This is a genomic window from Streptomyces sp. NPDC111507, assembly GCF_055638955.1.
Genome location: NZ_JBVKBU010000017.1, coordinates 25421 through 51356 on the forward strand (window position 1 = coordinate 25421; position 25936 = coordinate 51356).

The window sequence follows — 25936 nt, forward strand, 5'->3', positions numbered from 1 at the left end:
GCCGACCGTGCTCAGCCCTTCGGGCCTCCGCGCGCTCGACCTCCCGACACCGGCGCGCCCCTGCGGCTCACGGGCGCGGCTCCCCTTCGCGTCGTCCTCCCCACTGTTCTGCCCAGCGCTTGGCTCGCACTCACGTTTCCCCAGAGGTGCACACTCGTTGGGCCCGCTGTGAAGCACGAACAGACACGCGCGCGGCGCGCAGGGGCCGCACTGGCCGCCGTACTGACCTGGGCCGGCCTGCTCGCCGGAGCAGCCGGCTGCACCTCGCACGGGATGGAGGACGTGCTCGGCAAACCCCCCGCCGCCGAGGACGTCATCCGGATCTCTCCCGACGACAACAGCAAGGGCGTACGCCCGCGACAGGCGCTGCGGGTGCGGGTGCCCGACGGGCGTCTGGAGTCCGTGCAGGTCGTCAAGGACCAGGACGCGCAGGAGTCCGCGGTGCCCGGGCGTATCTCCGCCGACGGCCTGAACTGGGCCCCCGACGACCCGCGGCTCGCGCTCGCCGCCAAGTACACCGTGGACGTGGTGGCTCTCGACGGGCACGGGCGGCGCTCGGCGCGGCACACGACGTTCACGACGTACGTCCCCGAGGAGCGGTTCATCGGATACGTGACGCCGGAGAACCGCTCCACCGTCGGCACCGGCATGATCGTCTCCCTCGCGTTCAACCGGGAGATCGAGAACCGGTCCGCCGTCGAGCGCGCGATCCACATCGAGGCCAGCCCCGCGGTGGAGGTCCGCCCGCACTGGTTCGGCAAGAGCCGCCTCGACTTCCGGCCCGAGAAGTACTGGAAGCCGGGCACGAAGGTCACCGTCGGGCTGCGGCTGCGCGACGTCGAGGGGGCGAAGGGTGTCTACGGACTCCAGTACAGGACCTTCTCGTTCACCATCGGACGCAGTCAGGTCTCGCTGGTCGACGCCGCCGCGCACACGATGGAGGTACGCCGCGACGGCGACCTCCTCGCCACGGTGCCGATCACGGCGGGCGCTCCGAAGAGGACGACGTACAACGGGAAGATGGTCGTCATGGAGATGCTGGACGTGACGCGCATGAACAGCCGCACGGTCGGCTTCGGCGGCGAGTACGACATCCCGGACGTCCCGCACGCGATGCGCCTCACCGATTCCGGGACCTTCGTGCACGGCAACTACTGGGCCTCGGGCGTCTTCGGCAACAGCAACGTCAGCCACGGCTGCGTCGGTCTCCAGGACGTGAAGGGCGGCAGCTCCGACACCCCCGCGGGCTGGTTCTTCGACCGCACTCTCATCGGCGACGTCATCGAGGTCGTCAACAGCGACGACAAGGAAGTCGCTCCCGACAACGGCCTCGGAGGTTGGAACATGGACTGGAAGGAGTGGAAGGCGGGCGGCGCGGTGAAGTAGCCCGGCGAAGCGGCCCGGTCAAAGGGGGGAAGCACGTGTCGTAGGGCAGGGGACTCCAGCGCGCCCCCACACGGCCGAACTTGGGACTGAACGGTGACAATCCCGGGGAGCCATCTCTCAGAGCCGTGTGATTAATTAGCGCGATACGCGCGGCGACGCGCTGGGGTGCGGGCCTGATCAGGCCGTGCGAGGGGAGAACAGACTTGAACGGGCGACCGATATCGGGGGCGTCGGTTGGAACGCGGGCACGGGGGAGCCGGGGGAGCAAGGGGATCCTGGCGCTGCTGCTGGGCGTGCTGCTGCTCGCCGTGACCGCGTGCGGCGGGGGAGGGGACTCGGACGCCGGGTCCGGGAACGGCAAGGACAAGAGCACGGGCAGCTCCACCAAGGCCGACACCAAGGTCTCGCAGGCCGTGGTGACCATCGCCCCGAAGGACGGCACGAACGGCGTGGCCACCAGCGGAGCCCTCAAGGTCAGCGCGGCCAAGGGCAAGCTGACCGAGGTCACGGTCAAGGACGGCAAGGGCAACGCGGTCGACGGCGCGATAACCGGCGGGGGTGCCACCTGGACGCCCTCGACCCACCTCGCCTCCGCCACCAAGTACAAGGTCCACGCGGTGGCCAAGGACGCCGACGGCCGTGAGGCCGCCGAGGAGTCCGCCTTCACCACGCTGACCCCGAAGAACACCTTCGTCGGTATGTTCACGCCCGAGGACGGTTCCAAGGTCGGCGTGGGCATGCCCTTCTCGGTCCGCTTCACCCGGGGCATCACGCACCCGGACGCCGTCGAGAAGGCCATCAAGATCAAGACCGAGCCGGCCGTCGACGTCCAGGGCCACTGGTTCGGCAACGACCGCCTCGACTTCCGCCCCGAGCAGTACTGGAAGGCCGGCACAAAGGTCACCGTCACCCTCAACCTCGACGGCGTCGAGGGCCGGCCCGGGGTCTACGGCAAGCAGGCCAAGACCGTGTCCTTCACGATCGGCCGCAGCCAGGTCTCCACGGTCGACGCCAAGACCCACAACATGGTCGTCAAGCGCGACGGCAAGGTCATCAGGAACATCCCGATCACCACGGGCAAGCCGGGCTACGACACCTGGAACGGCCAGATGGTCATCAGCGAGCAGCTCCGGGTGACCCGTATGAACGGTGAGACGGTCGGCTACGGCGGCGAGTACGACATCAAGGACGTGCCCGACGCCCAGCGCCTGACCGACTCCGGCACCTTCATCCACGGCAACTACTGGGGCGGCGACGCCTTCGGCAACTACAACGCCAGCCACGGCTGCGTGGGCCTGCGCGACGTGCGCGGCGGCGGCGACCGCAGTGCCCCCGCCGCCTGGTTCTTCGACCACTCCATCACCGGTGACGTGGTGATCGTGAAGAACTCCCACGACAAGACGGTCGCCCCGGACAACGGCCTCAACGGCTGGAACATGTCCTGGTCGGCCTGGACCGCCTGACCGTTTCGCCTCGACGGGCCCGCTGTGCCAGGTCACTTCTGTGACCGAGTACACCGGGCCCGTTGTCGTTAGTCCCCGTTAACCTGCCTCCATGACTGTGCATCTCGAAGTGGCCGAAGGCGTCGGCACCCTCCGCCTGGACCGCCCGCCCATGAACGCGCTGGACGTCGCCACACAGGACCGGCTCAAGGAGCTCGCCGAGGAGGCCACCCGCCGCGAGGACGTGCGCGCCGTGGTCATCTACGGCGGCGAGAAGGTGTTCGCGGCGGGCGCGGACATCAAGGAGATGCAGGCCATGGACCACGCGGCGATGGTCGTGCGGTCCCGTGGCCTGCAGGACTCCTTCAGCGCCGTGGCCCGTATCCCCAAGCCGGTCGTCGCCGCCGTCACCGGGTACGCGCTGGGCGGTGGCTGCGAGTTGGCGCTCTGCGCGGACTTCCGTATCGCCGCGGACAACGCCAAGCTCGGTCAGCCGGAGATCCTGCTGGGCCTGATCCCCGGCGCCGGCGGCACCCAGCGCCTGTCCCGTCTGATCGGCCCCTCCAAGGCGAAGGACCTCATCTTCACGGGGCGGATGGTGAAGGCCGACGAGGCGCTGTCGCTCGGTCTCGTGGACCGGGTCGTCCCGGCCGACGAGGTGTACGCCCAGGCGCACGCGTGGGCCGCGAAGCTGGCGCAGGGTCCCGCGCTCGCGCTGCGCGCGGCCAAGGAGTCCATCGACGCGGGTCTGGAGACCGATCTCGAGACGGGGCTCGCGATTGAACGGAACTGGTTCGCGGGGCTGTTCGCGACCGAGGACCGCGAGCGCGGCATGCGCAGCTTCGTGGAGGAGGGGCCGGGGAAGGCGAAGTTCCTCTGATCCCCTTGCAGTTGACGCGATGTCTTATCCAGTGTCCCCCGAAGGGCTGGTTTATGTAAGCCTTAAGGGAACCTTAAGCTTGCCTTGTCGGCGACGACTGGCGATTGCCGTCAACTGGGGCATTCCGGCAGGTCAGATGGGCCCTGGCGAGCCACGAACTGCCGGGGGCATATGCCGATCGGATGGTGCGGAATGGGCGGTTCCGGGGGGCGTATTCCTCCGGAACGGCCCCGAAGCGAGCTCTGGGCGGCCATGATGGGGGGCATGGCGGGGCTGGAGGGTATCGAACAGCCGCGGCGGCACGGGAGTGCGACCGCGGCGCGCTGGTCGCCTGCGGTCGAGGACGAGCGGGCGCTCAAGGCGCTCGAGTTGTTCGGCAATCCGACGGAGGGCGAGGTCCCGCTGCCGTCCCGCCCCGAGTCCGCCGCCACCGCGCGGCGGCTCACTCAAGTCATCGTCCTGCGGCACTGGGGGCTCTCCCCGAAGATGACCGAGGACGCCGTGTTACTGGTGTCCGAACTCGTCGGCAATGCCGTACGGCACACGGGCGCCCGCGTCTTCGGACTTCGGATGCGCCGCCGCCGGGGCTGGATCCGCGTCGAGGTCCGTGACCCCTCCCGCGGTCTTCCCTGTCTGATGCCGGTCCAGGAGATGGACCTGAGTGGTCGCGGTCTCTTTCTCGTCGACAAGCTCTCCGACCGCTGGGGAGTCGACCTCCTGCCCCGCGGCAAGACCACCTGGTTCGAGATGCGCGTCGCCGACCGCTGACCGCTCACCCCCAGGGCCCGCGTCGCGACCCGCACCTTCATCAATCGGACCAATCGCACGTTTTCTTACCATTACACCCTTAAATGGTGCGGGTGATCACGCCCGCTCGTCCCCCTCAGCCGTCCCCCGACGGAAGCTCCGCCGGAAGTCCCCAAGAAAGCGCCGACGGCAGCCCCGACGCAAGCGTCGCGCGCGCGGCGCCGGATCGACGTGCGGCGCTGCGGTCGGGTGTCGCGCTCGCCGCCGGATCACTCGCCGCGGGGTGTTCCACGACCGGCGCCGTCGCCCACCCGGTCGCCGTGTCCCGCACGGCCGTCTCTCCCTCCGCGAACCCGTCCGCGAACCTCTCCGCCAAGCCCGCCGCCGCGCCCGCGCCCCGCCGCTTCCCGCAGCAGCCCGCCGAGATCACCCACGGCCCCCGCGACCGTCCGCGGGTCGCCCTCACCTTCCACGGCCAGGGCGACCCGGCCGTCGCCAGGGCACTGCTCGGCGAGGCGGAGAAAGCCGGCGCCCGGGTCACCGTGCTCGCGGTGGGCAGTTGGCTCGACGAGCACCCCGACATCGCCCGCCGCATCCTCGACGGCGGCCACGACCTCGGCAACCACACCCTGCGCCACCTCGCCATCAACACGATGTCCGAGGCGGACGCGGAGGCCGAGATCCGGGGCTGCGCGGACCGGCTGCGGCGGCTGACCGGGTCCATCGGCACCTGGTTCAGGCCCTCCCGGACCCCGACCGCCTCCGCCCTTGTGGCGGGCGTGGCCCGCCGCGTGGGCTACCCGCACGTCCTCTCCTACGACGTCGACTCGCTCGACTACACCTCGCCGGGCGCCCCCGCCGTCACCCGCCAGGTCATCGGCGGGGTCCGCGACGGATCCGTGGTGAGCCTGCACTTCGGGTACGCGGACACGGTCGCCGCGCTCCCCGCCGTCCTGGAAGAACTCGGCCGCCGCGGTCTGCGCGCGGTCACCACCACGGAGCTGCTGAGCTGATGCACCGCAACCGGAACCTCACGAAGCGCGCCCTGCTCGCGGGCGCGGTACTCGCCGCACTCGCCGCACTTCCGGGCTGCGACGGCGAGTCCAAGAACACCGCCCACGAGGCCGTCGGCACCCAGGCCGCCGTCAAACCGGCCCAGCCGAAGCAGCTCGACGGCCTGCCCGGCATGCCGCCCGTGCTCGACCCGAAGGACGTCTACGCCGCCGACCGGCCGAACAAGCTCTCGCCGGTCGTCAAGGACTTCCCGTCCCGCGTGTACGTCCCCAACACCAACTCCAACACGGTCTCCGTGATCGACCCGAAGACGTACGAGGTCATCGAGACGATCCGGGTCGGCGCCCAGCCCCAGCACGTCGTCCCCTCCTGGGACATGAAGACGCTCTGGGTCAACAACGACCGGGGCAACACCCTCACCCCCATCGACCCGAGGACCGGCAAGGCGGGCAAGACCGTCGACGTGCACGACCCGTACAACCTGTACTTCACGCCCGATGGCAAGTACGCGATCGTCATGGCCTCCCTCGACCGCGAGCTGGTCTTCCGCGACGCCCACACCATGAAGCGCGTGCGGACCGAGCCGGTCAGCTGCTACGGCGTCAACCACGCCGACTTCTCCCCCGACGGCCGCTACTTCATCGTCTCCTGCGAGTTCAGCGGCGAGCTGCTGAAGGTCGACACCGCGCGGATGAAGGTGGTCGCCCAGCAGAAGCTGCCCTTCCGCGGCGCCATGCCGCAGGACGTCAAGATCTCCCCCGACGGCAAGCGGTTCTACATCGCCGACATGGTGGCCAACGGCGTGTGGGTCGTCGACGGCGACAAGTTCACCAGGCCGTCCTTCCTCCCGACCGGCAAGGGCTGCCACGGGCTGTACGTCAGCCGTGACTCGCGCGAGATGTACATCTCCAACCGGGGCGAGGGCACCATCTCCGTCTTCGACTTCACCCAGAACAGGCTGACCAAGAAGTGGCGCCTGCCACACGGCGGCAGCCCCGACATGGGCGGCGTCTCCGCCGACGGCAAGGTCCTGTGGCTGTCGGGTCGCTACAACTCCGAGGTGTACGCCATCGACACCCATACCGGCGCCCAGCTGGCCCGCATCCCGGTCGGCAGCGGCCCGCACGGCCTGGCCGTCTACCCGCAGCCGGGCCGCTACTCGCTCGGCCACACCGGCATCTTCCGCTGATCCACGCCCGGTCGGCCCGAAGGCGGTGACACGCCGCCGTACGGGTGAAGATCCCCGGCCCGCCGCCGCAGAACCGAGATCGTGCTCCCCATGATCACCACTCGCCTGCGGCGACGGGCCGCCGCCGTCGTCGTTTCCCTCTCGGCCGTCTTCGCGACCTCCGCCGCGACGCTCCCCGCAACCCTCGCCGCCCCGTTCGCCAAGGCCGTCGCGCCCACGTGTCCCCAGTTCGACGACCCGGTCAAGGCCGCCGCCGACCACCGCGTGCAGGTCGACCGCATCACCCCCGAGCCGGTCTGGCGCAAGACCTGCGGCACGCTGTACCGCAGCGACAGCCGGGGCCCCGCCACCGTCTTCGAGCAGGGCTTCCACCCCAAGGACGTCATCGACGGGCAGTACGACATCGAGCAGTACGTCCTGGTCAACCAGCCCTCGCCGTACGTATCGACGACGTACGACCACGACCTGTACAAGACCTGGTACAAGTCGGGCTTCAACTACTACATCGACGCGCCCGGCGGCGTAGACGTCAACAAGACCATCGGTGACACCCACAAGTGGGCCGACCAGGTCGAGGTCGCCTTCCCCGGCGGTATCGCGCGCCAGTACATCATCGGCGTCTGCCCGGTCGACAAGAAGACCAAGACCGAGATCATGAGCGACTGCGAGAGCAACCCGTACTACGAGCCCTGGCACTGACGCCTACCCGGCGACGAGCAGCGCCTCCGAGCCCACGGGACGGTAGCCGGCGGCCTGGAACGCCCGCATGCTGCGGGCGTTCCCCGGCGCGACCTGGGCCCACAGCGGCTCCGGGGCGAGCTGCCGGGCCGCCGTCACCAGGGCCCGGCCCAGCCCTCGGTGCCGTACTCCTTCGTCCACCTCGACGGAGACCTCCAGCCGCCCCGCGATCCCTCGCCCCAGCACCAGCACACCGCCCTCCGTCGTCCACGCGCGCACGTCGGTACGGCGCCTGCGGGCGTACACGATCCGCGGATGTTCGCCGTCCGATATCTCCTTCAGCGGGAGCGATGGCCCGCCCGGCAGGGGAGAGCCCACGAGCATCGCGTCGATCGTCTCGGACGTACGCCCCGTCCGCTCGACGAAGGCCGCCAGGAACCGCGCGTTCATCGGCGCGGCGAGGGCGTCGCACGGCACGGCGGCCAGCGTGTCGTGCACCCACCGCGGATCCTCGTCCGTGAAGACCACCGCGTGCGCGGTGAAGGCGAGCACACCCGCGTCCCGGTGGGACGCCTGCGCCACGACGGTCGTACGACCGTCCGCCGGTGGGAAGACACCCCGTGCGGCCGCGTCGAGAATGTCCCGAAGAGTCTCCATCACCGCGCTCCTTGAGTCTCCACCCACTGGAAGGCCCAGACTCGCAGACATGATCGACGACGGCACCGGACTTCTCACCATCGGCGAGCTGGCCCGGGCCACCGGACTGACCGTGCGCACCATCCGCTACTGGTCGGACGAGGGCGCCCTTCCCCCGGTGGCCCGCTCCTCGGGCGGCTACCGGCTGTACGACGCCGCGTCCGTGGCCCGCCTCGAACTGATCTGCACCCTGCGTGAACTGGGCCTCGGTCTGGACGCCGTACGCAAGGTGCTGGCCGGCGAGACGACGGTCGCGGAGGTGGCCGCCGCCCATGTGACGGCGCTGGACGCGCAGATCGGCTCGCTGAAGGTGACGAGGGCGGTGCTGTCGTCCGTGGCGCGACGCGGTTCGACCGCGGAGGAGATGACGCTCATGAACAAACTGGCGCGGCTGTCGGCCGCTGAACGGAAACGGATCACGGAGGAGTTCGTGGAGGAGTTGTTCCACGGGCTCGACTCCGTGGACCCGACCATCCAGGAGCGGATGCGGTCCACCGCGGTGGACCTGCCTCAGGACCCGACACCCGAGCAGGTGGACGCCTGGGTGGAGCTGGCGGAGATGGTCCAGGATCCGGAGTTCCGGGCGCAGATGCGCGCGGTGGTCGAGTTCAACGCGGCCGACCAGGACCACGCCGCGGCCGCCGGGCGGTCCGTGTGGTTCCCCATGCGCATGCTCCAGGTGGGGACCGAGGCCCGCGCCCGGGGAATCGCCCCCGAGTCGCCGGAGGCGGCGGCGCTCCTGCGGGAGGTGCTGGGGGACGGCGACCCGGCCGCCGTACTCGCACGCATGGAGTCGGCGTCCAACGACCGGCTCGCCCGCTACCGGGAGTTGCTGTCCACGGTGAAGGGCGCGGGGACCCCGTCCGGGCACCGTGCGGAGTTCGGCTGGGTGGTCGCCGCACTGAGGGCCGAAGCGGACCGTTAATCTGACCTCCGTCAACACAGCTGTCATGCACTACGAAGGGGCGGATCGGTGGCGGACATCGAGGAAGCACGCAAGCAGTTCGAGCGGATCGATACGGACGGTGACGGTTTCATCACCGCGGCCGAGTTCAAGAGCGCCCTCGCCCAGGGCGGCGACTGGAACGTCACGGACTCGGTGGCGGAGGCCATCATCGCCACCCGCGACCTCAACGGGGACAAGGTCCTCTCGTTCGACGAGTTCTGGACCCACCTGAACAAGTGACCCGGGCCCTGACCAGGTGACCCGGGCACAGGGGCGCCCGCCGAGCATCCGGCGGGCGCCCCTTCGTCATGCCGGCCTTCGGATCCGTACGCTCCAGCGCCCGTCCCGCCGCTCCAGGGTCAGCGGCAGGTCGAGGCACTTGCCGACCTGATCGCCGGTCAGGACGGCCTCGACCGGTCCACGGGCGAGTTCGCGGCCCTCCCGCAGGAGAAGCGCGTGCGTGGTGCCCGGGGGCAGCTCCTCCAGGTGATGGGTCACCAGGACCGTCGCCAGAAGCGGGTGTGCGCGGCGGAGGGTGTCCAGCGCGTCGAGCAGGTGCTCGCGGCCCGGCAGGTCGAGGCCCGTCGCCGGTTCGTCGAGGAGCAGCAGCCGGGGGTCGGGCATCAGGGCCCGGGCGATCAGGGCGCGACCGCGTTCCCCCTGGGAGAGCGTCGGCCAGCGGGCCTCGCGGCGGCCCGCGAGCCCCAGGGTCCCGATGAGCCGGTCGGCACGGCGTCCCTGTTCCGGTGTCGGCTCCCAGCGGGGCGGACGTTCGACCGAGTTCGTGAGGCCGGTCAGCACCACATCGCGCACGCGCAGGGGGGAGCGCAGCGGATGGCGGGGGTTGACGTGGCCGACGTACGAGCGCAGCTCCCGCAGGTCGACGGTGCCCAGCCGTCTGCCGAGCACCTCCACGGTGCCGTGGGTGGGGTGGGTGAGCGCGCCGAGCAGGCCGAGCAGCGTCGTCTTGCCGGCCCCGTTGGCGCCGAGCAGGGCCCAGTGCTCCCCGGCGCGGACGCTCAGCGACACCTCCTGGAGGATCGGGACGCCGTCGCGGACGACGTGGACCTCGTGGGCGCGCAGTACCTCCGTCACAGCGCCCTCGCCCCGTTGACGGCCGACAGCACGGCCTGGACCGAGGCCGTGAGGACGGAGGTGTCGCGGCCCGCGCCCCAACGGGTGACCCCGTCGACGCGGCACTGCGCGTAGGCGACCGCCTCGCTGTCGGGGCCGGGGGTGGTCGCGTGTTCGTGGAAGTCGAGGATGTCGACGCGGAGACCGGCGCCGGTGAGGGCGTCAGTGAAGGCGGAGAGGGGGCCGTTGCCGGTGCCCTCGTAGTCGCCGAACCGGTCGCGGACCTGAAGGGTGCAGACGAAACGGTGGGCGCCCGACGCCTCCCGGTGAGTGGACCAGGCGTGCAGGAGCACATCGCCCTCGGGGAGCAGATACGTCGCCCGGAACAGCTCGTACAACTCCTTGGGCGTCGCCTCGCGACCGCTCGCGTCCGTCGCCTCCTGGACCACGCGGGAGAAGTCCGGACGCATGCGCTCGGGCAGGTCCACCCCGTGGTGGGTCTTCAGCAGATACGCCACTCCGCCCTTGCCCGACTGGGAGTTGACGCGGATGACGGCCTCGTACGTACGCCCCACGTCGGCCGGGTCGATGGGCAGGTACGGGACGGCCCACGGCGCCCGCCCGGCCGGTACCCCCAGCTCCGCCGCTGTCCGGGCGTGGTGCGCCAGGCCCTTGCTGATCGCGTCCTGATGGGTGCCCGAGAACGCCGTGTGGACGAGGTCACCGCCGTACGGGTGGCGCGGATGCACCGCCAGCCGGTTGCAGTGTTCGACCGTCTCCCGCACCCCGTCGAGGTCGGAGAAGTCGACCATGGGGTCCACCCCCTGGGCGTACAGGTTGAGGGCGAGGGTCACCAGGTCGACGTTCCCGGTCCGCTCCCCGTTGCCGAACAGGCACCCCTCCACGCGCTGCGCTCCCGCCAGCACCGCGAGCTCTGCGCACGCCACCCCCGTACCGCGGTCGTTGTGCGGGTGCACGGACAGGATCACCGAGTCGCGGCGCGCCAGGTGCCGGTGCATGTACTCGATCTGGTCCGCGTAGACGTTCGGGGTCGCGATCTCGACCGTCGCGGGCAGGTTGTGCGTGACCGGGCGGTCGGGGCTCGCGTCCCACAACTCGGTGAGTCCGTCGCAGAGTTCGAGAACGTAGTCCGGCTCGGTGAGGTTGAAGGTCTCGGGCGCGAACTGGAAACGGATGTACGGAGACGGCATCGACGGCGTGGACGGCATCGCGTCCGCCCGTCGGACCATGTGCGCCGCCGCGTCCCGTACCGTCTCCCACACCTGGCCCCGGTCCCGCCCGAGCACCACCTCCCGCCACACCGGCGAGGTCGGGATGTACAGGTGGACGACCGCGCGCGGCAGCCCCTCGATCGAGTCGAACGTGCGGTCGATCAGATCCCGTCGGGCCGGAGTGAAGACCACCGGTGTGACGTCGTCCGGGACGGCGCCGGTCCGCACGAGGCGGACGAGGTGGCGTACGAAGTCGAAGTCCGTCCGGCTCGCGGAGGGATAGCCGACCTCGATCTCCTTGAAGCCGACCCGGGTCAGCAGGTCGAAGAAGCGGCGCTTGCGGGCGGTGTCCATCGGCTCGGCGAGCGCCTGGTTGCCGTCGCGCAGGTCGACCGGCACCCACAGGGGCGCACGCTCGATGCGGGCGGAGGGCCAGCTCCGGTCCTCCGCGGGGACGTCGACCCGTTCGTGGAAGGGGCGGTAGCGGTGGTGCGGCATGGGACCGGGGCGTTGCGGATTCCAGCGGGGAGTGTCGTACGACGTGGTGGTCATCTCTGGCCTTCGGCTCGGTCGGACGCGGACCGGCAGCACGGCGACCCGCGGCGGGGTGCCGGTCGCGTCAGGCCCCGCCGCGGCAGCCGAGAAGAAGGAGACCGCGAAGCGTCATGCCGGTAGGCTAGCCATGGTTCAACTCCTCAGACAAGTGAATTCCTCTCACTCCTCAGACAAGTTGGTGGGAACGCCGATGCAACCGGGCCCCGTCCGCCCCAGCCCCCTGGTCGAACAGGCCGCCGAACGCCTGCGCGCGCGGATCGCCGACGGCAGCTGGGCCGTGGGCACGAGGCTGCCGGGCGAGACCACGCTCGCCGCCGAACTCGGCGTGGGCCGCTCCACCGTCCGCGAGGCGCTGCGCGCGCTCGCCGGGGCGGGGCTGGTGCGGCCCCGGCAGGGCTCCGGCGTCTTCGTCATCGCGACCCAGCCCGTCGAGGACTGGCCCACCCGGCTGCGCCGCGCCGCGGTGACGGACGTCTACGAGGTGCGGATCCTGGTGGAGGTGCAGGCGGCCCGCCTCGCCGCCGCTCGCCGCACACCGGAGGACGTCACCGCCCTGGACGCCGCGCTGGCCGGCCGCCGCGCCGCGTCCGCCGGGGACGACGCGGCCTTCGTCGACGCCGACATCGCGCTGCACGCGGCCGTGGTCGCCGCCGCCCGCAACCCCGTACTCACCGACCTCTTCAGGGAGTTCGTGCCCGCCCTGCGGGAGGGCCTGATCGAGATGCTGGACCTGGTGGGGATGCGGGAGCACGACCCCAACACGGGCGACGACGCCCACGCGGCGCTGGTACGGGCCGTCGCGGACGGGGACGCGGACACGGCGGGGACGGTGCTCCGGGAGGAGCTGGAGGAGACGCTCGCCCTGTTGCGGCGGCCCGGCACCCGGACGCCGTACGTCCCGGAATAGGCGCGCGTGCACCACGGTTGACGATCACCGTCAGTCCAGTGGCGTCAACCCCGGAAGGGCCTGTCCATCATGAAGATCGGCATCATCGGAGCGGGCAACATCGGCGGCAACCTCACCCGACGGCTCACCGCCCTCGGACACGACGTCTCGGTCGCGAACTCCCGCGGTCCGGGGACCCTCACCGCACTCGCGGAGGAGACCGGGGCGACCGCCGTCAAGGTCGAGGACGCGGCGCGCGACGCCGAGGTCGTCGTCGTCACGGTTCCCCTGAAAGCGGTCCCGAACCTGCCGCACGGGCTTCTGGACCAGGCCGCCGAGGGCGTCGCCGTCATCGACACCGGCAACTACTACCCCCAGCAGCGCGACGGCAGGATCGCCGCGATCGAGGACGAGGGCCTGACCGAGAGCGGCTGGACGGCCAGGGAGATCGGCCACACCGTCGTCAAGGCGTTCAACGGCACGTACGCCCAGGACATCCTGGACCGGCACCGCCCGGCCGGCGCCCCCGACCGACTGGCGCTCCCGGTGGCCGGTGACGACGAGGCCGCCAAGCGGGTCGTACGTGAGCTCATCGACGAACTCGGCTTCGACACGGTCGACACGGGCGGGCTCGACGACTCCTGGCGCCAGCAGCCCGGCACCCCGGTCTACGGCCTCCAGAAGGGCGTCGACGAGGTGACCAAGGCGCTGGCGGAGGCGCCGCGGGAGCGCCCCGCGGACTTCCGCGCGTAACGTCAGACGATCCGCAGCGGAAGGTGCGGCCCGGCCGGCAACCCGACCTCGACGGGGGCCCCGGGCCGCACCACACCGCCTTCCCGTACGACGCTCATGACCCCGGACTTGTAGACGACGCCGCCGCTGTCCTCGTCTCTCCCGACGACCTGCTTGAGCAGCCCCTTCTGGAAGTCGTCGATCTGCGCGCAGGGATTGCGCAGACCGGTGATCTCCACGACGGCCTCGTCCCGAGACGCAGCAGCGTGCCCACCGGCAGCCCCAGCAGATCGACACCCCGGGTGGTGACGTTCTCCCCGAGTTCCCCGGGAGCGACGGCGAAGCCGTTCTCGCGCAGCTCGTCGAACAGCTCCTCGTGCATCAGGTGCACCTGTCGCAGGTTCACCTGCGACGGGTCCTTCGCCATCCGGAACCGGTGCTTCACGGTGGTTCCCGCGTGCACATCACCCTCCACCCCGAGCCGCAGGTCGGAGCGTACGCGTCAGGAGAACTCATGGGTCAGCCGGATCTCTCCGACGATGTGGGCGTTGAACTCGTCGAGTTCCTCGGCCGGCACCCACAACTCGAGGATGGTCCGCCCGCCGACCTGCTGGACGGGGTACCGGCTCAGGAACTCCGAGTCGACCTCGAAGCGGGTGACGTAGCCGGCACCGCTGTGCTTCACGTTCCAGTCCCGCGCGATCCTGATCGCGTAGTCCTCGTTGAGCACCGGATAGAAGATCGGCTGCTCGGGCAGCCGGGGCGGCCAGGCGCGCCACCCCGACTGCCGGACCAGGTCCAGCTCCTCGGGACCGGTGGGGCGCCACAGGGGCGTGGTCGCCGGCTGGCTGGACATGCGCACCGCTTTCGAAGGGGGAGGTACGGGGGAGCCCGGACGATACCGGCGTCATGAGCCCGGCGGCCACGAGGTTTCCGTCCGTTCCACGGGGGGCGGCGGCCGGTCCACAGGGGGCGGCGGCCGGCTCGTCAGCCCCCCGTCGCCCACTCCTTCAGCGCGGCCTTGCTGCCGAAGTTGGCGACATCCCTGTCCAGGGGCTCGTCGGTGAACTGGTGGAATCGCCACGAGGCCTCGATACGGGGCTTGCCCGCGGTCACGTAGTCGGCGATCCACAGCCCGTCCCCGGCGTACGAGGTGGTGTCGACGGTGAGCCAGTAGTTGCGGTTGGTGTAGAGCAGGACCCGGTGGTGCGGCCGAAGCTGCTTCACCATCCGGATGAAACGGTCCTTCTCGGCGTTGCTCGCGTGCGTGCCGTCACCGGTGGCCTCCCAGTCGACGGCGAGCAGGTCCCCGGCTTTCTCGGGGGCCTTGCCGACGAAGTACTCCGCCTGGGCGGTGATGTTGCCGGGCCACAGGAAGTGGTAGAACCCGACCACGCACCCGGCGTCCCGGGCCGTCTTCACCTGTGCCGTGAGTTTCGGATTGACGTACGTATGGCCCTCCGTCGCCTTGACGAAGACGAAGGAGAGACCCTCGGTGGAGAAAGCGGACGACTGGTAGGCGCTTACGTCGATGCCGCGCAGCATGGGCGACTCCTCCGTGCGTGGGGGGATGAACACGTACCGTCCTGCCTGATACGTGCGGGGACCGACTCCTTGTCACATGCCCCCGCTTCCTCCACCACACCCTCGAACAACGGCCCGGACACGGAACCTCCGCTACCGCAGGCACGGGAAGCCGCGGCCGGCGCTCAGCACTCGATGATGTTGACCGCCAGCCCGCCCCGCGCCGTCTCCTTGTACTTGACGCTCATGTCCGCGCCCGTCTCCTTCATGGTCTTGATGACCTTGTCGAGGGAGACCTTGTGGGAGCCGTCGCCGCGCATGGCCATGCGGGCGGCGGTGACCGCCTTGACCGCTGCCATGCCGTTGCGTTCGATGCAGGGGATCTGGACGAGGCCGCCGACCGGGTCGCAGGTGAGGCCGAGGTTGTGTTCCATGCCGATCTCGGCGGCGTTCTCGACCTGTTCGGGGCTGCCGCCGAGGACCTCGGCGAGGGCGCCCGCGGCCATCGAGCAGGCCGAGCCGACCTCGCCCTGGCAGCCGACCTCGGCGCCGGAGATGGAGGCGTTCTCCTTGAAGAGCATCCCGATGGCGCCGGCGGCCAGCAGGAAGCGCACGACGCCGTCCTCGTCCGCTCCGGGGATGAAGTTGATGTAGTAGTGGAGGACCGCCGGGATGATGCCCGCGGCGCCGTTCGTGGGGGCCGTGACCACGCGGCCGCCCGCCGCGTTCTCCTCGTTCACCGCCATGGCGTAGAGCGTGATCCACTCCATCGCGTGGGCCAGCGGGTCGCCCTCCGCCCGCAGCTGGCGGGCCGAGACGGCGGCGCGGCGGCGGACCTTGAGCCCGCCCGGCAGGATGCCCTCGCGGGCCATGCCCCGGGAGACGCACGCCTGCATCACACGCCAGATGGCGAGCAGACCCTCGCGGATCTCCTCCTCGGTGCGCCAGGCCCGCTCGTTCTCCAGCATCAGGGCGGAGATCGACAGGCCGGTCTCCTTCGTCAGCCGCAGCAGCTCGTCGCCCGTGCGGAAGGGGTACTTGAGCACCGTGTCGTCGAGCTTGATGCGGTCCTCGCCCACCGCGTCCTCGTCGACCACGAAGCCGCCGCCGACCGAGTAGTACGTCTTCTCCAGGACGAGTGTGCCGGAGGCGTCGTAGGCGAAGACCGTCATGCCGTTCGCGTGGTACGGCAGGGCCTTGCGGCGGTGCAGGACCAGGTCGTCGGCGAAGGAGAAGGAGATCTCGTGCGTGCCGAGGAGCGAGAGACGGCCCGAGGACTTGATCTGCTCCACGCGGTCGTCGGCGCCCTCCACGTCCACGGTTCGCGGCGACGCGCCCTCCAGGCCAAGGAGCACCGCCTTGGGGGTGCCGTGGCCATGACCGGTCGCGCCCAGGGAGCCGTACAGCTCCGCCCGGACGGAGGCCACGGAGTCCAGCAGCTCCTCGTTGCGCAGCCGGCGGGCGAACATGCGCGCCGCACGCATCGGGCCCACCGTGTGGGAGCTCGACGGGCCTATGCCGATCGAGAACAGGTCGAAGACCGAGATGGCCACGGGGACTCCTCACAACAGGGGTGGTGCAGGGGGGCGGGCGCCGCGCACAGCTCCGGTTCCAGTGTGCGCGGCGTCCCGGTGAATCGTACGTTCCATGCGAATTTCTGTACGAAAGTGAACTTTCGCAGGAACTGGTTCTGTACTACTTCAGGCCGGGGTACAGCGGGTGCTTGTCGGCCAGGGCGGAGACCCGGGACTTGAGGGACTCCGCGTCGTACGAGGGCTTCAGCGCCTCGGCGATGATGTCCGCGACCTCGGTGAAGTCCTCGGCCTGGAAGCCGCGGGTGGCGAGGGCGGGCGTGCCGATGCGCAGGCCGGACGTGACCATCGGGGGTCGCGGGTCGTTCGGGATGGCGTTGCGGTTGACCGTGATGCCGACCTCGTGGAGACGGTCCTCGGCCTGCTGACCGTCCAGCTCGGAGTTGCGCAGGTCGACCAGGACCAGGTGCACGTCCGTGCCGCCGGACAGGACGTCCACGCCCACGGCCTTGACGTCGTCCTGGACCAGGCGCTCGGCCAGGATCCGCGCGCCGTCCAGCGTGCGCTGCTGGCGCTCCTTGAAGTCGTCGGAGGCGGCGACCTTGAAGGAGACGGCCTTCGCGGCGATCACGTGCTCCAGCGGACCGCCCTGCTGGCCGGGGAAGACCGCGGAGTTGATCTTCTTCGCCAGCTCGGCGGTGGACAGGATCACGCCACCGCGCGGGCCGCCCAGCGTCTTGTGCGTCGTGGTCGTGACCACGTGGGCGTGCGGCACCGGGTTCGGGTGCAGGCCCGCGGCCACGAGGCCCGCGAAGTGCGCCATGTCGACCATCAGGTACGCGCCGACCTCGTCCGCGATCCGGCGGAACGCGGCGAAGTCCAGCTGACGCGGGTAGGCCGACCAGCCCGCCACGATCAGCTGCGGCCTGGACTCCTTGGCGAGGCGCTCGACCTCGGCCATGTCGACCTGACCGGTCTCGTCGTTCACGTGGTACGCGACCACGTTGTACAGCTTGCCGGAGAAGTTGATCTTCATGCCGTGGGTGAGGTGCCCGCCGTGCGCGAGGTTCAGACCCATGATCGTGTCGCCCGGCTTCAGCAGCGCGAACATCGCCGCCGCGTTGGCCTGGGCGCCCGAGTGGGGCTGCACGTTCGCGTGCTCGGCGCCGAAGAGCGCCTTGACGCGGTCGATGGCGATCTGCTCGACCACGTCGACGTGCTCGCAGCCGCCGTAGTAGCGGCGGCCCGGGTAGCCCTCGGCGTACTTGTTGGTCAGGACCGAGCCCTGGGCCTCCATGACCGCGACCGGAGCGAAGTTCTCCGAGGCGATCATCTCCAGGGTGGACTGCTGGCGGTGCAGCTCGGCGTCGACGGCGGCGGCGACGTCCGGGTCCAGCTCGTGCAGGGGCGTGTTCAGAAGCGACATCAGTCAGAAGTCCTTAAGAGCCGGAGAACTCGGTGTACTCGTCGGCGGAGAGCAGATCGGCCGGCTCGTCCGTGACGCGTACCTTGAACAGCCAGCCACCCTCGAAGGGGGCGGAGTTCACCAGCGACGGGTCGTCGACCACGTCCTGGTTGGCCTCCACGACCTCGCCGGTGACCGGCGCGTACAGGTCGCTGACCGACTTGGTCGACTCCAGTTCGCCGCAGGTCTCGCCCGCGGTCACCGTGTCACCGACCGCCGGAAGCTGGGCGTAGACGACATCGCCGAGCGCGTTGGCCGCGAACTCGGTGATGCCGACCGTCGAGACGCCGTCCTCGGCGACCGACAGCCACTCGTGCTCCTTGCTGTAGCGCAGCTGCTGGGGGTTGCTCATGGCCTGAATTCTCCTGTACGCGGGGGAGTGCGGATGAACGGGATGACCGAGTGGTCTTGGGATACGAGACGTGACACAGCGGCGTGCGTCACGTGGGCGCGCTGGACGGGGCCCTTTCGGCCCCGAAGCTCGGCCCCGAAGCTACTTCTGGCGCTTGTAGAACGGCAGCGCCACGACCTCGTAGGGCTCATGGCTGCCCCGGATGTCCACGCCGACCCCGGCCGTGCCCGGCGAGGCGTGCGCGGCGTCGACGTACGCCATCGCGATCGGCTTGCCCAGCGTCGGGGAGGGCGCGCCGGAGGTGACCTCGCCGATCACCTTGCCGTCGGCGACGACCGGGTACCCGGCGCGCGGCACGCGACGGCCCTCGGCGACAAGCCCGACGAGTACCCGCGGAGGGTTCTCCTCGGCGCGGGAGGCGGCCTCCTGGAGCGCGGCACGCCCCACGAAGTCCCCCTCCTTCTCGAACTTCACGACCCGCCCGAGCCCCGCGTCGAAGGGGGTGAGCGAGGTGGTCAGCTCATGCCCGTACAGCGGCATGCCCGCCTCCAGGCGCAGCGTGTCGCGGCAGGAGAGGCCGCAGGGGACGAGCCCGACGGGCGTGCCCGCGTCCGTCAGCGCCTGCCACAGCTTCTCCGCGTCGGACGGGGCCACGAACAGCTCGAAGCCGTCCTCGCCCGTGTAGCCCGTGCGGGCGATCAGCGCCGGGACGCCCGCGACGGTGCCCGGCAGGCCCGCGTAGTACTTCAGCCCGTCCAGGTCGGCGTCGGTCAGCGACTTGAGGATGCCGGGGGACTCGGGGCCCTGCACGGCGATCAGCGCGTACGCGTCGCGGTCGTCGCGCACGAGGGCGTCGAAGACGGCGGCACGCTCGGTCAGCGCGTCCAGCACCACCTGGGCGTTGGAGGCGTTCGCGACGACCATGTACTCGTTTTCGGCCAGCCGGTAGACGATCAGGTCGTCCAGGATGCCGCCGTCCTCCCGGCAGATCATCGTGTAGCGGGCGCGGCCGACGCCGACGGAGGCGATGTTGCCGACCAGCGCGTGGTTGAGCAGGGCGGCGGCCTGCGGTCCGGTGACCGTGATCTCGCCCATGTGCGACAGGTCGAAGAGACCGGCCCGGGTGCGCACGGCGAGGTGCTCGTCGCGCTCGGAGCCGTAGCGCAGGGGCATGTCCCAGCCCGCGAAGTCGGTCATCGTCGCGCCGAGCGAGCGATGCAGGGCATCGAGCGCGGTGAGACGGGGTGCGTTACTGCTCATCGGTGGGGCTCCCAAGGCATGACGGCGAGGTCGTTCCTCCCCATCTGTCATCGGAACCTGAGAGGTTCATCACGACCCCGCGAACGGAGGTCCTGACTTGCACCTTGGGTGGAGCCGCTGGACAGCGGCCCGCTTTTCAGATGTGCCTCGCCCGCGCGGTAACGGGGCCTGAGAGATTCAAGGGAGGGACTTGCTCCTTCGGCGCCCGGGTACCCGAAGGTTCCCGGAACTCTCCCGCGCGGATTCAAGCGGCCGGTATGCAGTTGGCGGGCACATCATCGCACGCGCCGTCCGATCATGGCAGTCCGCATCTGTAACCGGCCTGTGGCAGTCCGCGTACGGAAACGAGAGACACCGCGCATTACCTTCTCTTTACACTCGACGGGGATGGGACTCCAGACCCAAGGGGAGGACGATCACGGTGAACAGGACCACGGCGTACGCCACGACCTCGGGCCTCGCGCTGCCCGAGCAGCCCGGTGCCCCGGCCAGGACCCGGGAGACGTGCGGAGCGCTGCCGACGGCCGTCGTCCGCGACCTCAGAGAGCGCGCGGGACACTCTCCGCACGGTCTGCACTTCGCGGCGGCCGACGTCGTCGTGGTCACCGGACTGCCGGGCAGCGGCAAGTCCACCCTGATGCGCCGCGCCGTCGAGGGCCCGCGCATCGACTCCCAGGACACCCGGGACCGCTGGGACGAGCGGACGGGCGGCCGGCTGCCGTACGCCGCCTACCGGCCCCTCGTCCGCCTCGCGCACTACGCGGGCCTGCGTCGCGCCCTGCGCTCCGGTGCCGGGCTCGTCGTCCACGACTGCGGTGCGCAGGCCTGGGTGCGCCGCTGGCTCGCCCGCGAGGCCCAGCGCCGCGGCGGCACCCTCCACCTGCTGCTGCTCGACGTCGCGCCCCGCACGGCGCTGGAGGGCCAGCGTGAGCGCGGCCGGGGCGTGTCGCGATACGCGTTCGCCCGTCACCGGGGCGCGGTCGCCCGGTTGCTGCGCTCCGTCGAGCGGGGCGACCTGCCGGAGGGCTGCGGCTCGGCGGTGCTCCTCGACCGGGACGCGGCGGACGTACTGCGGCGGATCGGCTTCGGTGACTGAGAAACGGCCGCGAGTGGCCGAGAGCAGTCGAGAGGCGCCGCGAGCGGTCGGGAAGTCGTACAGGCCCACTAACCTTTCCAGCCAGAACACCAGAACAGTGGTTCACCGCAGGCGGTAGACAGGTAGACAGATGGACATCCCCGACTTCCCGGACTTCTCGGTACCGGCGTACCCGCAACCCGGCCCCCACCCCCACTCGCACGGCGGCTGGCCGGGCAACGAACTGGAGGAGGTGCTCTCCGCGTCCCTCGGAGTGCCCTCGGCCGGCGGCCGCATCGTCGAGGTCCTCGGCCGCAGCTTCGTCTGGGTGCCGCTGCCCAACGGCGGCGGACCGCACGCGGGATCCCTCGACCTGCCCACCCTGGAGATCGAGGGCCAGGCGTACGTGCCGGTCTTCAGCTCCGAGGAGCAGTTCCGCCAGGTCGCCGGCAGCCATCTGTCGTACACGATCGCGCCCGCCGTCGAGTTCGCCCGCGGGCTGCCCCCGCAGGTCGGTATCGCGATCAACCCGGACGGGGTGGTCGGCGTGCCGCTGCCGCCCCTCGCGGTCGCCGAGCTGTGCCGGACCGGGCGCACCCCGCTGGACGGGCCCACGAGCGGTGGCCGGGTGAAGCTCTACGAGCCCGACTGGCAGGACGACCCGGTGGACTTCTTCGCCGCCGCCTCGGCCGAGTTCGCGGCGACGGGAGTCGTCCTGACCGCCCGCCGCTGTCTGGCCAGCATCGAGGGCGACGACCCGGTCATGTTCGTCGGGGTCGAACTCTCCGTGTGGGAGGGAGACCTCCGGACGCTCCCCATGGACGCCCTCGCCCGCGCCCTCGCCCGCGTCGCGGTCAAGTGGCCGGTGAACCTGGTCCTCCTCGACGTCGCCCAGGACCCGGTGGCCGACTGGATGCGCGCCCAGGTGCGGCCCTTCTACCAGCAGGCCCGGTAGAAGCGCCCCGAAAGGGGCGCGAGGCTGCGACCCTTGTGCGGCTCCGCCGCGTGGGCGCGCCCGGCCACGAACAAGCCGCGGCCTCCCGACCGCAACGGGTCCCGAGCTCTCAACGGCTCCCCCGGCGGAGCGCATTCGCCGCTTAAGCTGGTTTCATGGCTCGGCCGGGGTTCGGCCGAGGTGTTGGTCGACGTCATGATTTCTTCGCGAAGGGGCGGTTGAAGGTGAGCGCGTCGGGCACGGCCGCGGCCGGTCAGGTCGAGCACATGCTGCGCCAGGTGACGCCCGGGCGTTACGACGCCTACGAGGCGCTCCTTCGCGCGCTCGCGACCCCGTCGTCCGGCCAGGTGTGGATGCTGCTCTGGCACGGCCAGGCCGGCTCTCCGGACGCCCAGTACGGGAACATGGAGGTGGAGGGCTTCGGCTACGCGCCGTGCGTCACCTCCGCCCAGGAACTCTCGGCCAGCGGCTGGAACCGGTCGTACGAGGTCGTCGACGGTCTCGACGTGGCCCGCACCCTCTACCCCGACCACTTCGGGCTCTGGCTCAATCCGCACGCCCCGGGCGGCGGGGTCGGCATCCCATGGCTCGATCTGCGCAGAATCGCGGCGGGTCTGGAGCGCCAGCCCGCCGGTCCGCTGCGACTGTCCGAACCCGGCATCGAGATCCCGCAGTTCTACGCCCTGCTCACGCAGAACGCTCATCGCACCACCGCCGTGCGCTCGCTGCGCCGCGCCTGGGTGCAGCCGGCGCTCGGGGCGCCGTATCTGGCCATCGGGCTGGACGTCTACGACACTTCGCCGCCCGCCGTCGACTCGGTGCGGGCGATGATGCAGCAGTCCATCGGCGCGGTTCCGGACGGGCTGCCCGTGTCGACCGTCGCGATGTCGGACGAGTACGACCCGGTGGCGATGTGGCTGCGCGCCAACGCGCGGCCGTTCTACGACCGCGAGGCCCACGCGGCTCCCGCGGCCCCCGCCCAGGCTCCGATGGCGGGTGGGTACGGCTATCCACCGGCACCCGGCGGATACTGATCCGCCGTCCGGTGGACTGTGAAGGATCGGCACGGGTCCTTCACCGCGGCTCTGCATTTCTTCGCGCGTAGATGGCGAGGGAACGTCCGGGTAATGCCCGTATTAACCTCCGGAGTCCCAACTGTCCCGTGTCCGACCCCCGTTACCCGCCGTCCGGATAACGGAACCCCCCTGACAGCATCACGTTTACGCATCCATTCACCGTCAAGTCTGGCTACAGATCGCCGAGGCGTTGAAGACTCCCGCTCCAGGGGGTTTAGCCCCTGTGTACGACGGACTGATCACGCCGCTACAAGCGGCACGTGTGGGCCGGCTACCGCCGGTTGAGAGGGGTCCCTGCCACGATGACGGCACCATTGCACGAGCCGACCACGGACGCGACACCGAGTGCGGCCGAAGAAGCGGCGGCTGCCGCCGCCGGCGAGAAGGTCGTGCAGGGACGTTCCCTGGGCCGGATTGCCTGGGAGCGCCTGAAGAGGGACAAGCTCGCCCTGACCGGCGGCATCGTCGTGCTCGTCCTCATCGTGATCGCCCTGCTGGCGCCAGTGATCACCCACCTGCTCGGTCAGGACCCGGACACCTTCAACGAGAAGCTGATCGACCCTCTGTTCGGCACCCCCACGGGGTCATTGGGCGGCATCAGCGGTGACCACCTGCTGGGCGTCGAGCCCGTCAACGGCCGCGACATCCTCGCCCGCATCCTCTACGGGGCTCGCGTCTCGCTCCTGGTGGGCTTCCTCTCCGCCGTCGTCGCGGTCGTCCTCGGCACCGTGCTCGGCATCCTGGCGGGCTTCTTCGGAGGCTGGGTGGACTCGCTCATCAGCCGCGTGATGGACGGCCTGCTGGCCTTCCCGCAACTCCTGTTCACGATCGCCCTGGTCTCGGTGATGCCGAACGACATGCTGGGCCTGTCCGGCTCCAACGTGCGCGTGTTCGTGATGATCCTGGTCATCGGATTCTTCGGCTGGCCCTACATCGGACGCGTGGTGCGCGGCCAGACGCTCTCGATGCGTGAGCGCGAGTACGTCGAGGCCGCCCGTTCGCTGGGCGCCGGGCGCTTCTACATCCTGTTCAAGGAACTGCTGCCCAACCTGGTCGCGCCGATCATCGTCTACACGACGATGATGATCCCCACGAACATCCTCACCGAGGCGGCACTCAGCTTCCTGGGCGTGGGCGTCAAGCCGCCCACCTCGTCCTGGGGACAGATGCTGTCGAGCGCGATCGACTACTACGAGTCCGACCCCATGTACATGGTGGTCCCTGGTGTGGCGATCTTCATCACCGTCCTTGCCTTCAACCTTTTCGGCGACGGCGTGCGGGACGCGCTGGACCCGAAGGCCTCCCGCTGAACCTGCCACACCCCAAGCGTCCCGTGGCATCGACACGGGGTCTCTCATCAAATCCGGAGGATCCGAGATCGTGACTACCCAACGCACCTCAGGGCGGCGTAAGCAGGCGTTTGCCGCCGCTGCTGCGGTCGCCGCACTGCTGACCACGGCGGCGTGCGGCGGTGGCGGCAGCGACGACAACAACGGTTCGAAGACCGGCGCCGCCGGCTTCGACGCCGCCAACAACAAGGTCGCCCAGGCCTCCCTGGTCAAGAAGGGCGGCACGCTGCGGTTCGGCGGTGCCCAGGACGCGGACTCGTGGGACACCACGCGTGGCTACTACGGCTTCATGTGGGACTTCGCGCGCTACTACAGCCGCCAGCTGGTCACGGGCAAGGCGGAGCCGGGCAAGGCCGGCGCCGAGCTGACCCCGGACCTCGCCACCGGTCTCGCCAAGGTCACCGACGACGGCAAGACCTACACGTACACCCTGCGTGACGGCATCACGTGGGAGGACGGCAAGGCGATCACGTCCAAGGACGTGAAGTACGGCATCGAGCGCGTGTGGGCGCAGGACGTGCTGTCCGGCGGTCCGACGTACCTCAAGGACTTCCTGGACCCCAAGGGCGAGTACAAGGGTCCCTACAAGGACACGTCCAAGGACAAGCTGGGCCTGAAGGCCATCACCACGCCGGACGACAAGACGATCGTCTTCCACCTCCCCAAGGCCAACTCGGACTTCCAGGAGGTGCTGGGTCTGGTCTCCGCCTCCCCGGTCCGCCAGGACATGGACACCAAGTCCAAGTACAGCCTGAAGCCGTTCTCCTCCGGCCCGTACAAGTTCGAGTCGTACAGCCCCGGCAAGAGCCTGACGCTGGTGCGCAACACGAACTGGAAGCAGTCCTCGGACCCGGTCCGCAAGGCGTACCCGGACAAGATCACCGTCCAGTTCTTCTCGGACGCCAACCAGCTGGACCAGCGCCTGCTCAACGGTGACCTGGACCTGGACATCAACCAGACCGGCATGTCCCCGCAGGGCCGCACCACCGCCCTGAAGGAGCACAAGGCCAACCTGGACAACCCGATCTCGGGTTACATCCGGTACGCGGCCTTCCCGCAGAGCGTGAAGCCGTTCGACAACGTCGAGTGCCGCAAGGCCGTCATCCTCGGCGCGGACCACGTCTCGCTGCAGACCGCGCGCGGTGGCCCGGTCGCCGGTGGCGACATCGGCACCAACATGCTCCCGCCGTCCGTCCCGGGCGCCGAGGGCCAGAAGTACGACCCGTACAACATCGCCGGCGCCGACAAGAACGGCAACGTCGAGAAGGCCAAGGCGGCGCTGAAGGCGTGCGGCAAGCCGAACGGCTTCTCCACCACCATCGCGGTGCGCAACAACAAGCCGGTCGAGGTGGCCACGGCCCAGTCGCTGCAGGCGTCGCTGAAGAAGGTCGGCATCACCGCGCAGATCGACCAGTTCGACGGTTCGCAGACCACCGGCATCATCGGCAGCCCCGAGAACGTGAAGAAGAAGGGCTACGGCATCATCATCATGGGCTGGGGTCCGGACTTCCCGACCGTCCAGGGCTTCGGTCTGCCGCTGTGGGACAGCAAGTACATCGCGCCGAGCGGTAACAACAACTTCGCCCTGATCAACGACAAGACCATCGACGGTCTGTTCGACCAGTACGTCACCACGCTGGACGACGCGGGCAAGACCAAGCTCTCGACCGAGATCAACCACAAGGTCATGGAGGGCGCGTACTACCTGCCCTTCACCTTCGAGAAGTTCATCAACTGGCGCGGCGACAACCTCGCGAACGTCTACACGACCGACAACTACAGCGGTACGTACGACTTCGTGAACCTCGGTCTGAAGTCCGCAAAGTAATCCCGGCACACCCGCCGTACGGCACGAAAGGCAGGTGAAGGCCGGCGCGGCGTGGTCGTGGGC

General features: G+C 70.0%; 25 protein-coding genes, 1 pseudogene and 2 riboswitches. Of the genes and pseudogenes, 16 read left to right on the forward strand and 10 right to left on the reverse strand.

Annotated elements, in window-relative coordinates; translation table 11 throughout:
• The first annotated feature begins 168 nt into the window (after positions 1-168).
• From ACZ7M2_RS42230 to ACZ7M2_RS42260, 7 genes are all read left to right on the forward strand, one after another.
• Positions 169-1386, forward strand: coding sequence for a L,D-transpeptidase (locus tag ACZ7M2_RS42230; RefSeq protein WP_471599858.1), 1218 nt, complete (start codon positions 169-171; stop codon positions 1384-1386).
• A gap of 203 nt (positions 1387-1589) precedes the next feature.
• Positions 1590-2849 (forward strand): L,D-transpeptidase, encoded by a 1260-nt coding sequence (locus tag ACZ7M2_RS42235; RefSeq protein WP_471599859.1) that lies wholly within the window; start codon positions 1590-1592, stop codon positions 2847-2849.
• Positions 2850-2940: 91 nt separating this feature from the next.
• Positions 2941-3708 carry an enoyl-CoA hydratase/isomerase family protein gene (locus ACZ7M2_RS42240; RefSeq protein WP_054234656.1) on the forward strand — a complete coding sequence of 256 codons (768 nt, stop codon included), beginning with the start codon at positions 2941-2943 and terminating at the stop codon, positions 3706-3708.
• A 264-nt stretch (positions 3709-3972) separates the two neighbouring features.
• Entirely contained in the window at positions 3973-4476 is a 504-nt protein-coding gene (locus tag ACZ7M2_RS42245) for an ATP-binding protein (protein WP_054234655.1), read from the forward strand.
• Between the two features lie 83 nt (positions 4477-4559).
• Positions 4560-5468, forward strand: a complete 909-nt coding sequence (locus ACZ7M2_RS42250; RefSeq protein ID WP_471599860.1) for a polysaccharide deacetylase family protein — start codon at positions 4560-4562, stop codon at positions 5466-5468.
• Positions 5468-6658, forward strand: coding sequence for a YncE family protein (locus ACZ7M2_RS42255; RefSeq protein WP_471599861.1), 1191 nt, complete (start codon positions 5468-5470; stop codon positions 6656-6658). Before ACZ7M2_RS42250 ends, ACZ7M2_RS42255 begins: the two co-directional genes overlap by 1 nt.
• Positions 6659-6748: 90 nt before the next feature.
• Positions 6749-7357 carry an ADP-ribosyltransferase gene (locus tag ACZ7M2_RS42260; protein ID WP_471599862.1) on the forward strand — a complete coding sequence of 203 codons (609 nt, stop codon included), beginning with the start codon at positions 6749-6751 and terminating at the stop codon, positions 7355-7357.
• A gap of 3 nt (positions 7358-7360) precedes the next feature.
• Here ACZ7M2_RS42260 and ACZ7M2_RS42265 read toward each other — a convergent pair whose 3' ends face one another.
• Entirely contained in the window at positions 7361-7993 is a 633-nt protein-coding gene (locus ACZ7M2_RS42265; RefSeq protein WP_471599863.1) for a GNAT family N-acetyltransferase, read from the reverse strand.
• A 49-nt stretch (positions 7994-8042) separates the two neighbouring features.
• Here ACZ7M2_RS42265 and ACZ7M2_RS42270 point away from each other — a divergent pair, with 49 nt between their 5' ends.
• A complete protein-coding gene (locus ACZ7M2_RS42270; protein ID WP_471599864.1) occupies positions 8043-8957 on the forward strand; it encodes a helix-turn-helix domain-containing protein in 915 nt (304 codons plus the stop codon).
• Between the two features lie 48 nt (positions 8958-9005).
• Complete coding sequence (locus ACZ7M2_RS42275) at positions 9006-9218, forward strand: EF-hand domain-containing protein (protein WP_095852504.1); 213 nt, start codon at positions 9006-9008, stop codon at positions 9216-9218.
• A gap of 66 nt (positions 9219-9284) precedes the next feature.
• Here ACZ7M2_RS42275 and ACZ7M2_RS42280 read toward each other — a convergent pair whose 3' ends face one another.
• On the reverse strand, positions 9285-10073 hold the full coding sequence (locus tag ACZ7M2_RS42280; RefSeq protein WP_471599865.1) for an ABC transporter ATP-binding protein: 789 nt from the start codon (positions 10071-10073) through the stop codon (positions 9285-9287).
• Complete coding sequence (gene leuA / locus ACZ7M2_RS42285; RefSeq protein WP_471599866.1) at positions 10070-11836, reverse strand: 2-isopropylmalate synthase; 1767 nt, start codon at positions 11834-11836, stop codon at positions 10070-10072. Before leuA ends, ACZ7M2_RS42280 begins: the two co-directional genes overlap by 4 nt.
• A 193-nt stretch (positions 11837-12029) precedes the next feature.
• Between leuA and ACZ7M2_RS42290 the strand changes: the two genes are divergently transcribed.
• The gene (locus ACZ7M2_RS42290; RefSeq protein WP_471599867.1) at positions 12030-12746 is read left to right on the forward strand and encodes a FadR/GntR family transcriptional regulator; all 717 of its coding nucleotides are present in this window, start codon (positions 12030-12032) and stop codon (positions 12744-12746) included.
• A gap of 60 nt (positions 12747-12806) precedes the next feature.
• Positions 12807-13478, forward strand: coding sequence for an NADPH-dependent F420 reductase (locus ACZ7M2_RS42295; RefSeq protein ID WP_471599970.1), 672 nt, complete (start codon positions 12807-12809; stop codon positions 13476-13478).
• 2 nt (positions 13479-13480) lie between these two features.
• On the opposite strand, the pseudogene ACZ7M2_RS42300 reads toward ACZ7M2_RS42295, so the two are convergent.
• The 7 genes and pseudogenes from ACZ7M2_RS42300 to gcvT form a co-directional block, all read right to left on the reverse strand.
• A pseudogene (locus tag ACZ7M2_RS42300) lies at positions 13481-13938 on the reverse strand (MOSC domain-containing protein); the annotation flags it as partial.
• Between the two features lie 21 nt (positions 13939-13959).
• Positions 13960-14313 carry a hypothetical protein gene (locus tag ACZ7M2_RS42305; protein WP_352049321.1) on the reverse strand — a complete coding sequence of 118 codons (354 nt, stop codon included), beginning with the start codon at positions 14311-14313 and terminating at the stop codon, positions 13960-13962.
• Between the two features lie 131 nt (positions 14314-14444).
• Positions 14445-15002 (reverse strand): glycoside hydrolase family 25 protein, encoded by a 558-nt coding sequence (locus ACZ7M2_RS42310; RefSeq protein WP_352049399.1) that lies wholly within the window; start codon positions 15000-15002, stop codon positions 14445-14447.
• A gap of 164 nt (positions 15003-15166) precedes the next feature.
• Positions 15167-16534, reverse strand: a complete 1368-nt coding sequence (locus ACZ7M2_RS42315; protein ID WP_471599868.1) for an L-serine ammonia-lyase — start codon at positions 16532-16534, stop codon at positions 15167-15169.
• A gap of 142 nt (positions 16535-16676) precedes the next feature.
• Positions 16677-17939, reverse strand: coding sequence for a serine hydroxymethyltransferase (glyA, locus tag ACZ7M2_RS42320; protein WP_352049323.1), 1263 nt, complete (start codon positions 17937-17939; stop codon positions 16677-16679).
• A 13-nt stretch (positions 17940-17952) separates the two neighbouring features.
• Positions 17953-18330 (reverse strand): glycine cleavage system protein GcvH, encoded by a 378-nt coding sequence (gene gcvH, locus ACZ7M2_RS42325; protein ID WP_067370840.1) that lies wholly within the window; start codon positions 18328-18330, stop codon positions 17953-17955.
• 141 nt (positions 18331-18471) lie between these two features.
• On the reverse strand, positions 18472-19590 hold the full coding sequence (gcvT, locus tag ACZ7M2_RS42330) for a glycine cleavage system aminomethyltransferase GcvT (protein ID WP_471599869.1): 1119 nt from the start codon (positions 19588-19590) through the stop codon (positions 18472-18474).
• 34 nt (positions 19591-19624) lie between these two features.
• A riboswitch (glycine riboswitch) is annotated at positions 19625-19736 on the reverse strand.
• Positions 19737-19837: riboswitch (glycine riboswitch) on the reverse strand. It lies immediately after the preceding riboswitch.
• Between the two features lie 168 nt (positions 19838-20005).
• Between gcvT and ACZ7M2_RS42335 the strand changes: the two genes are divergently transcribed.
• The 5 genes from ACZ7M2_RS42335 to ACZ7M2_RS42355 all read left to right on the forward strand — a co-directional run bounded on the left by ACZ7M2_RS42335 (position 20006) and on the right by ACZ7M2_RS42355 (position 25873).
• On the forward strand, positions 20006-20686 hold the full coding sequence (locus ACZ7M2_RS42335) for an AAA family ATPase (RefSeq protein ID WP_471599971.1): 681 nt from the start codon (positions 20006-20008) through the stop codon (positions 20684-20686).
• 130 nt (positions 20687-20816) lie between these two features.
• On the forward strand, positions 20817-21620 hold the full coding sequence (locus ACZ7M2_RS42340) for an enhanced serine sensitivity protein SseB C-terminal domain-containing protein (protein WP_471599870.1): 804 nt from the start codon (positions 20817-20819) through the stop codon (positions 21618-21620).
• A 224-nt stretch (positions 21621-21844) separates the two neighbouring features.
• A complete protein-coding gene (locus ACZ7M2_RS42345; RefSeq protein ID WP_351304002.1) occupies positions 21845-22654 on the forward strand; it encodes an enhanced serine sensitivity protein SseB C-terminal domain-containing protein in 810 nt (269 codons plus the stop codon).
• 344 nt (positions 22655-22998) lie between these two features.
• On the forward strand, positions 22999-24006 hold the full coding sequence (locus tag ACZ7M2_RS42350; RefSeq protein WP_351304005.1) for an ABC transporter permease: 1008 nt from the start codon (positions 22999-23001) through the stop codon (positions 24004-24006).
• Between the two features lie 70 nt (positions 24007-24076).
• Positions 24077-25873: an ABC transporter substrate-binding protein gene (locus tag ACZ7M2_RS42355; RefSeq protein ID WP_471599871.1), complete on the forward strand. Its 1797-nt coding sequence runs from the start codon at positions 24077-24079 to the stop codon at positions 25871-25873.
• Positions 25874-25936 lie beyond the last annotated feature (63 nt).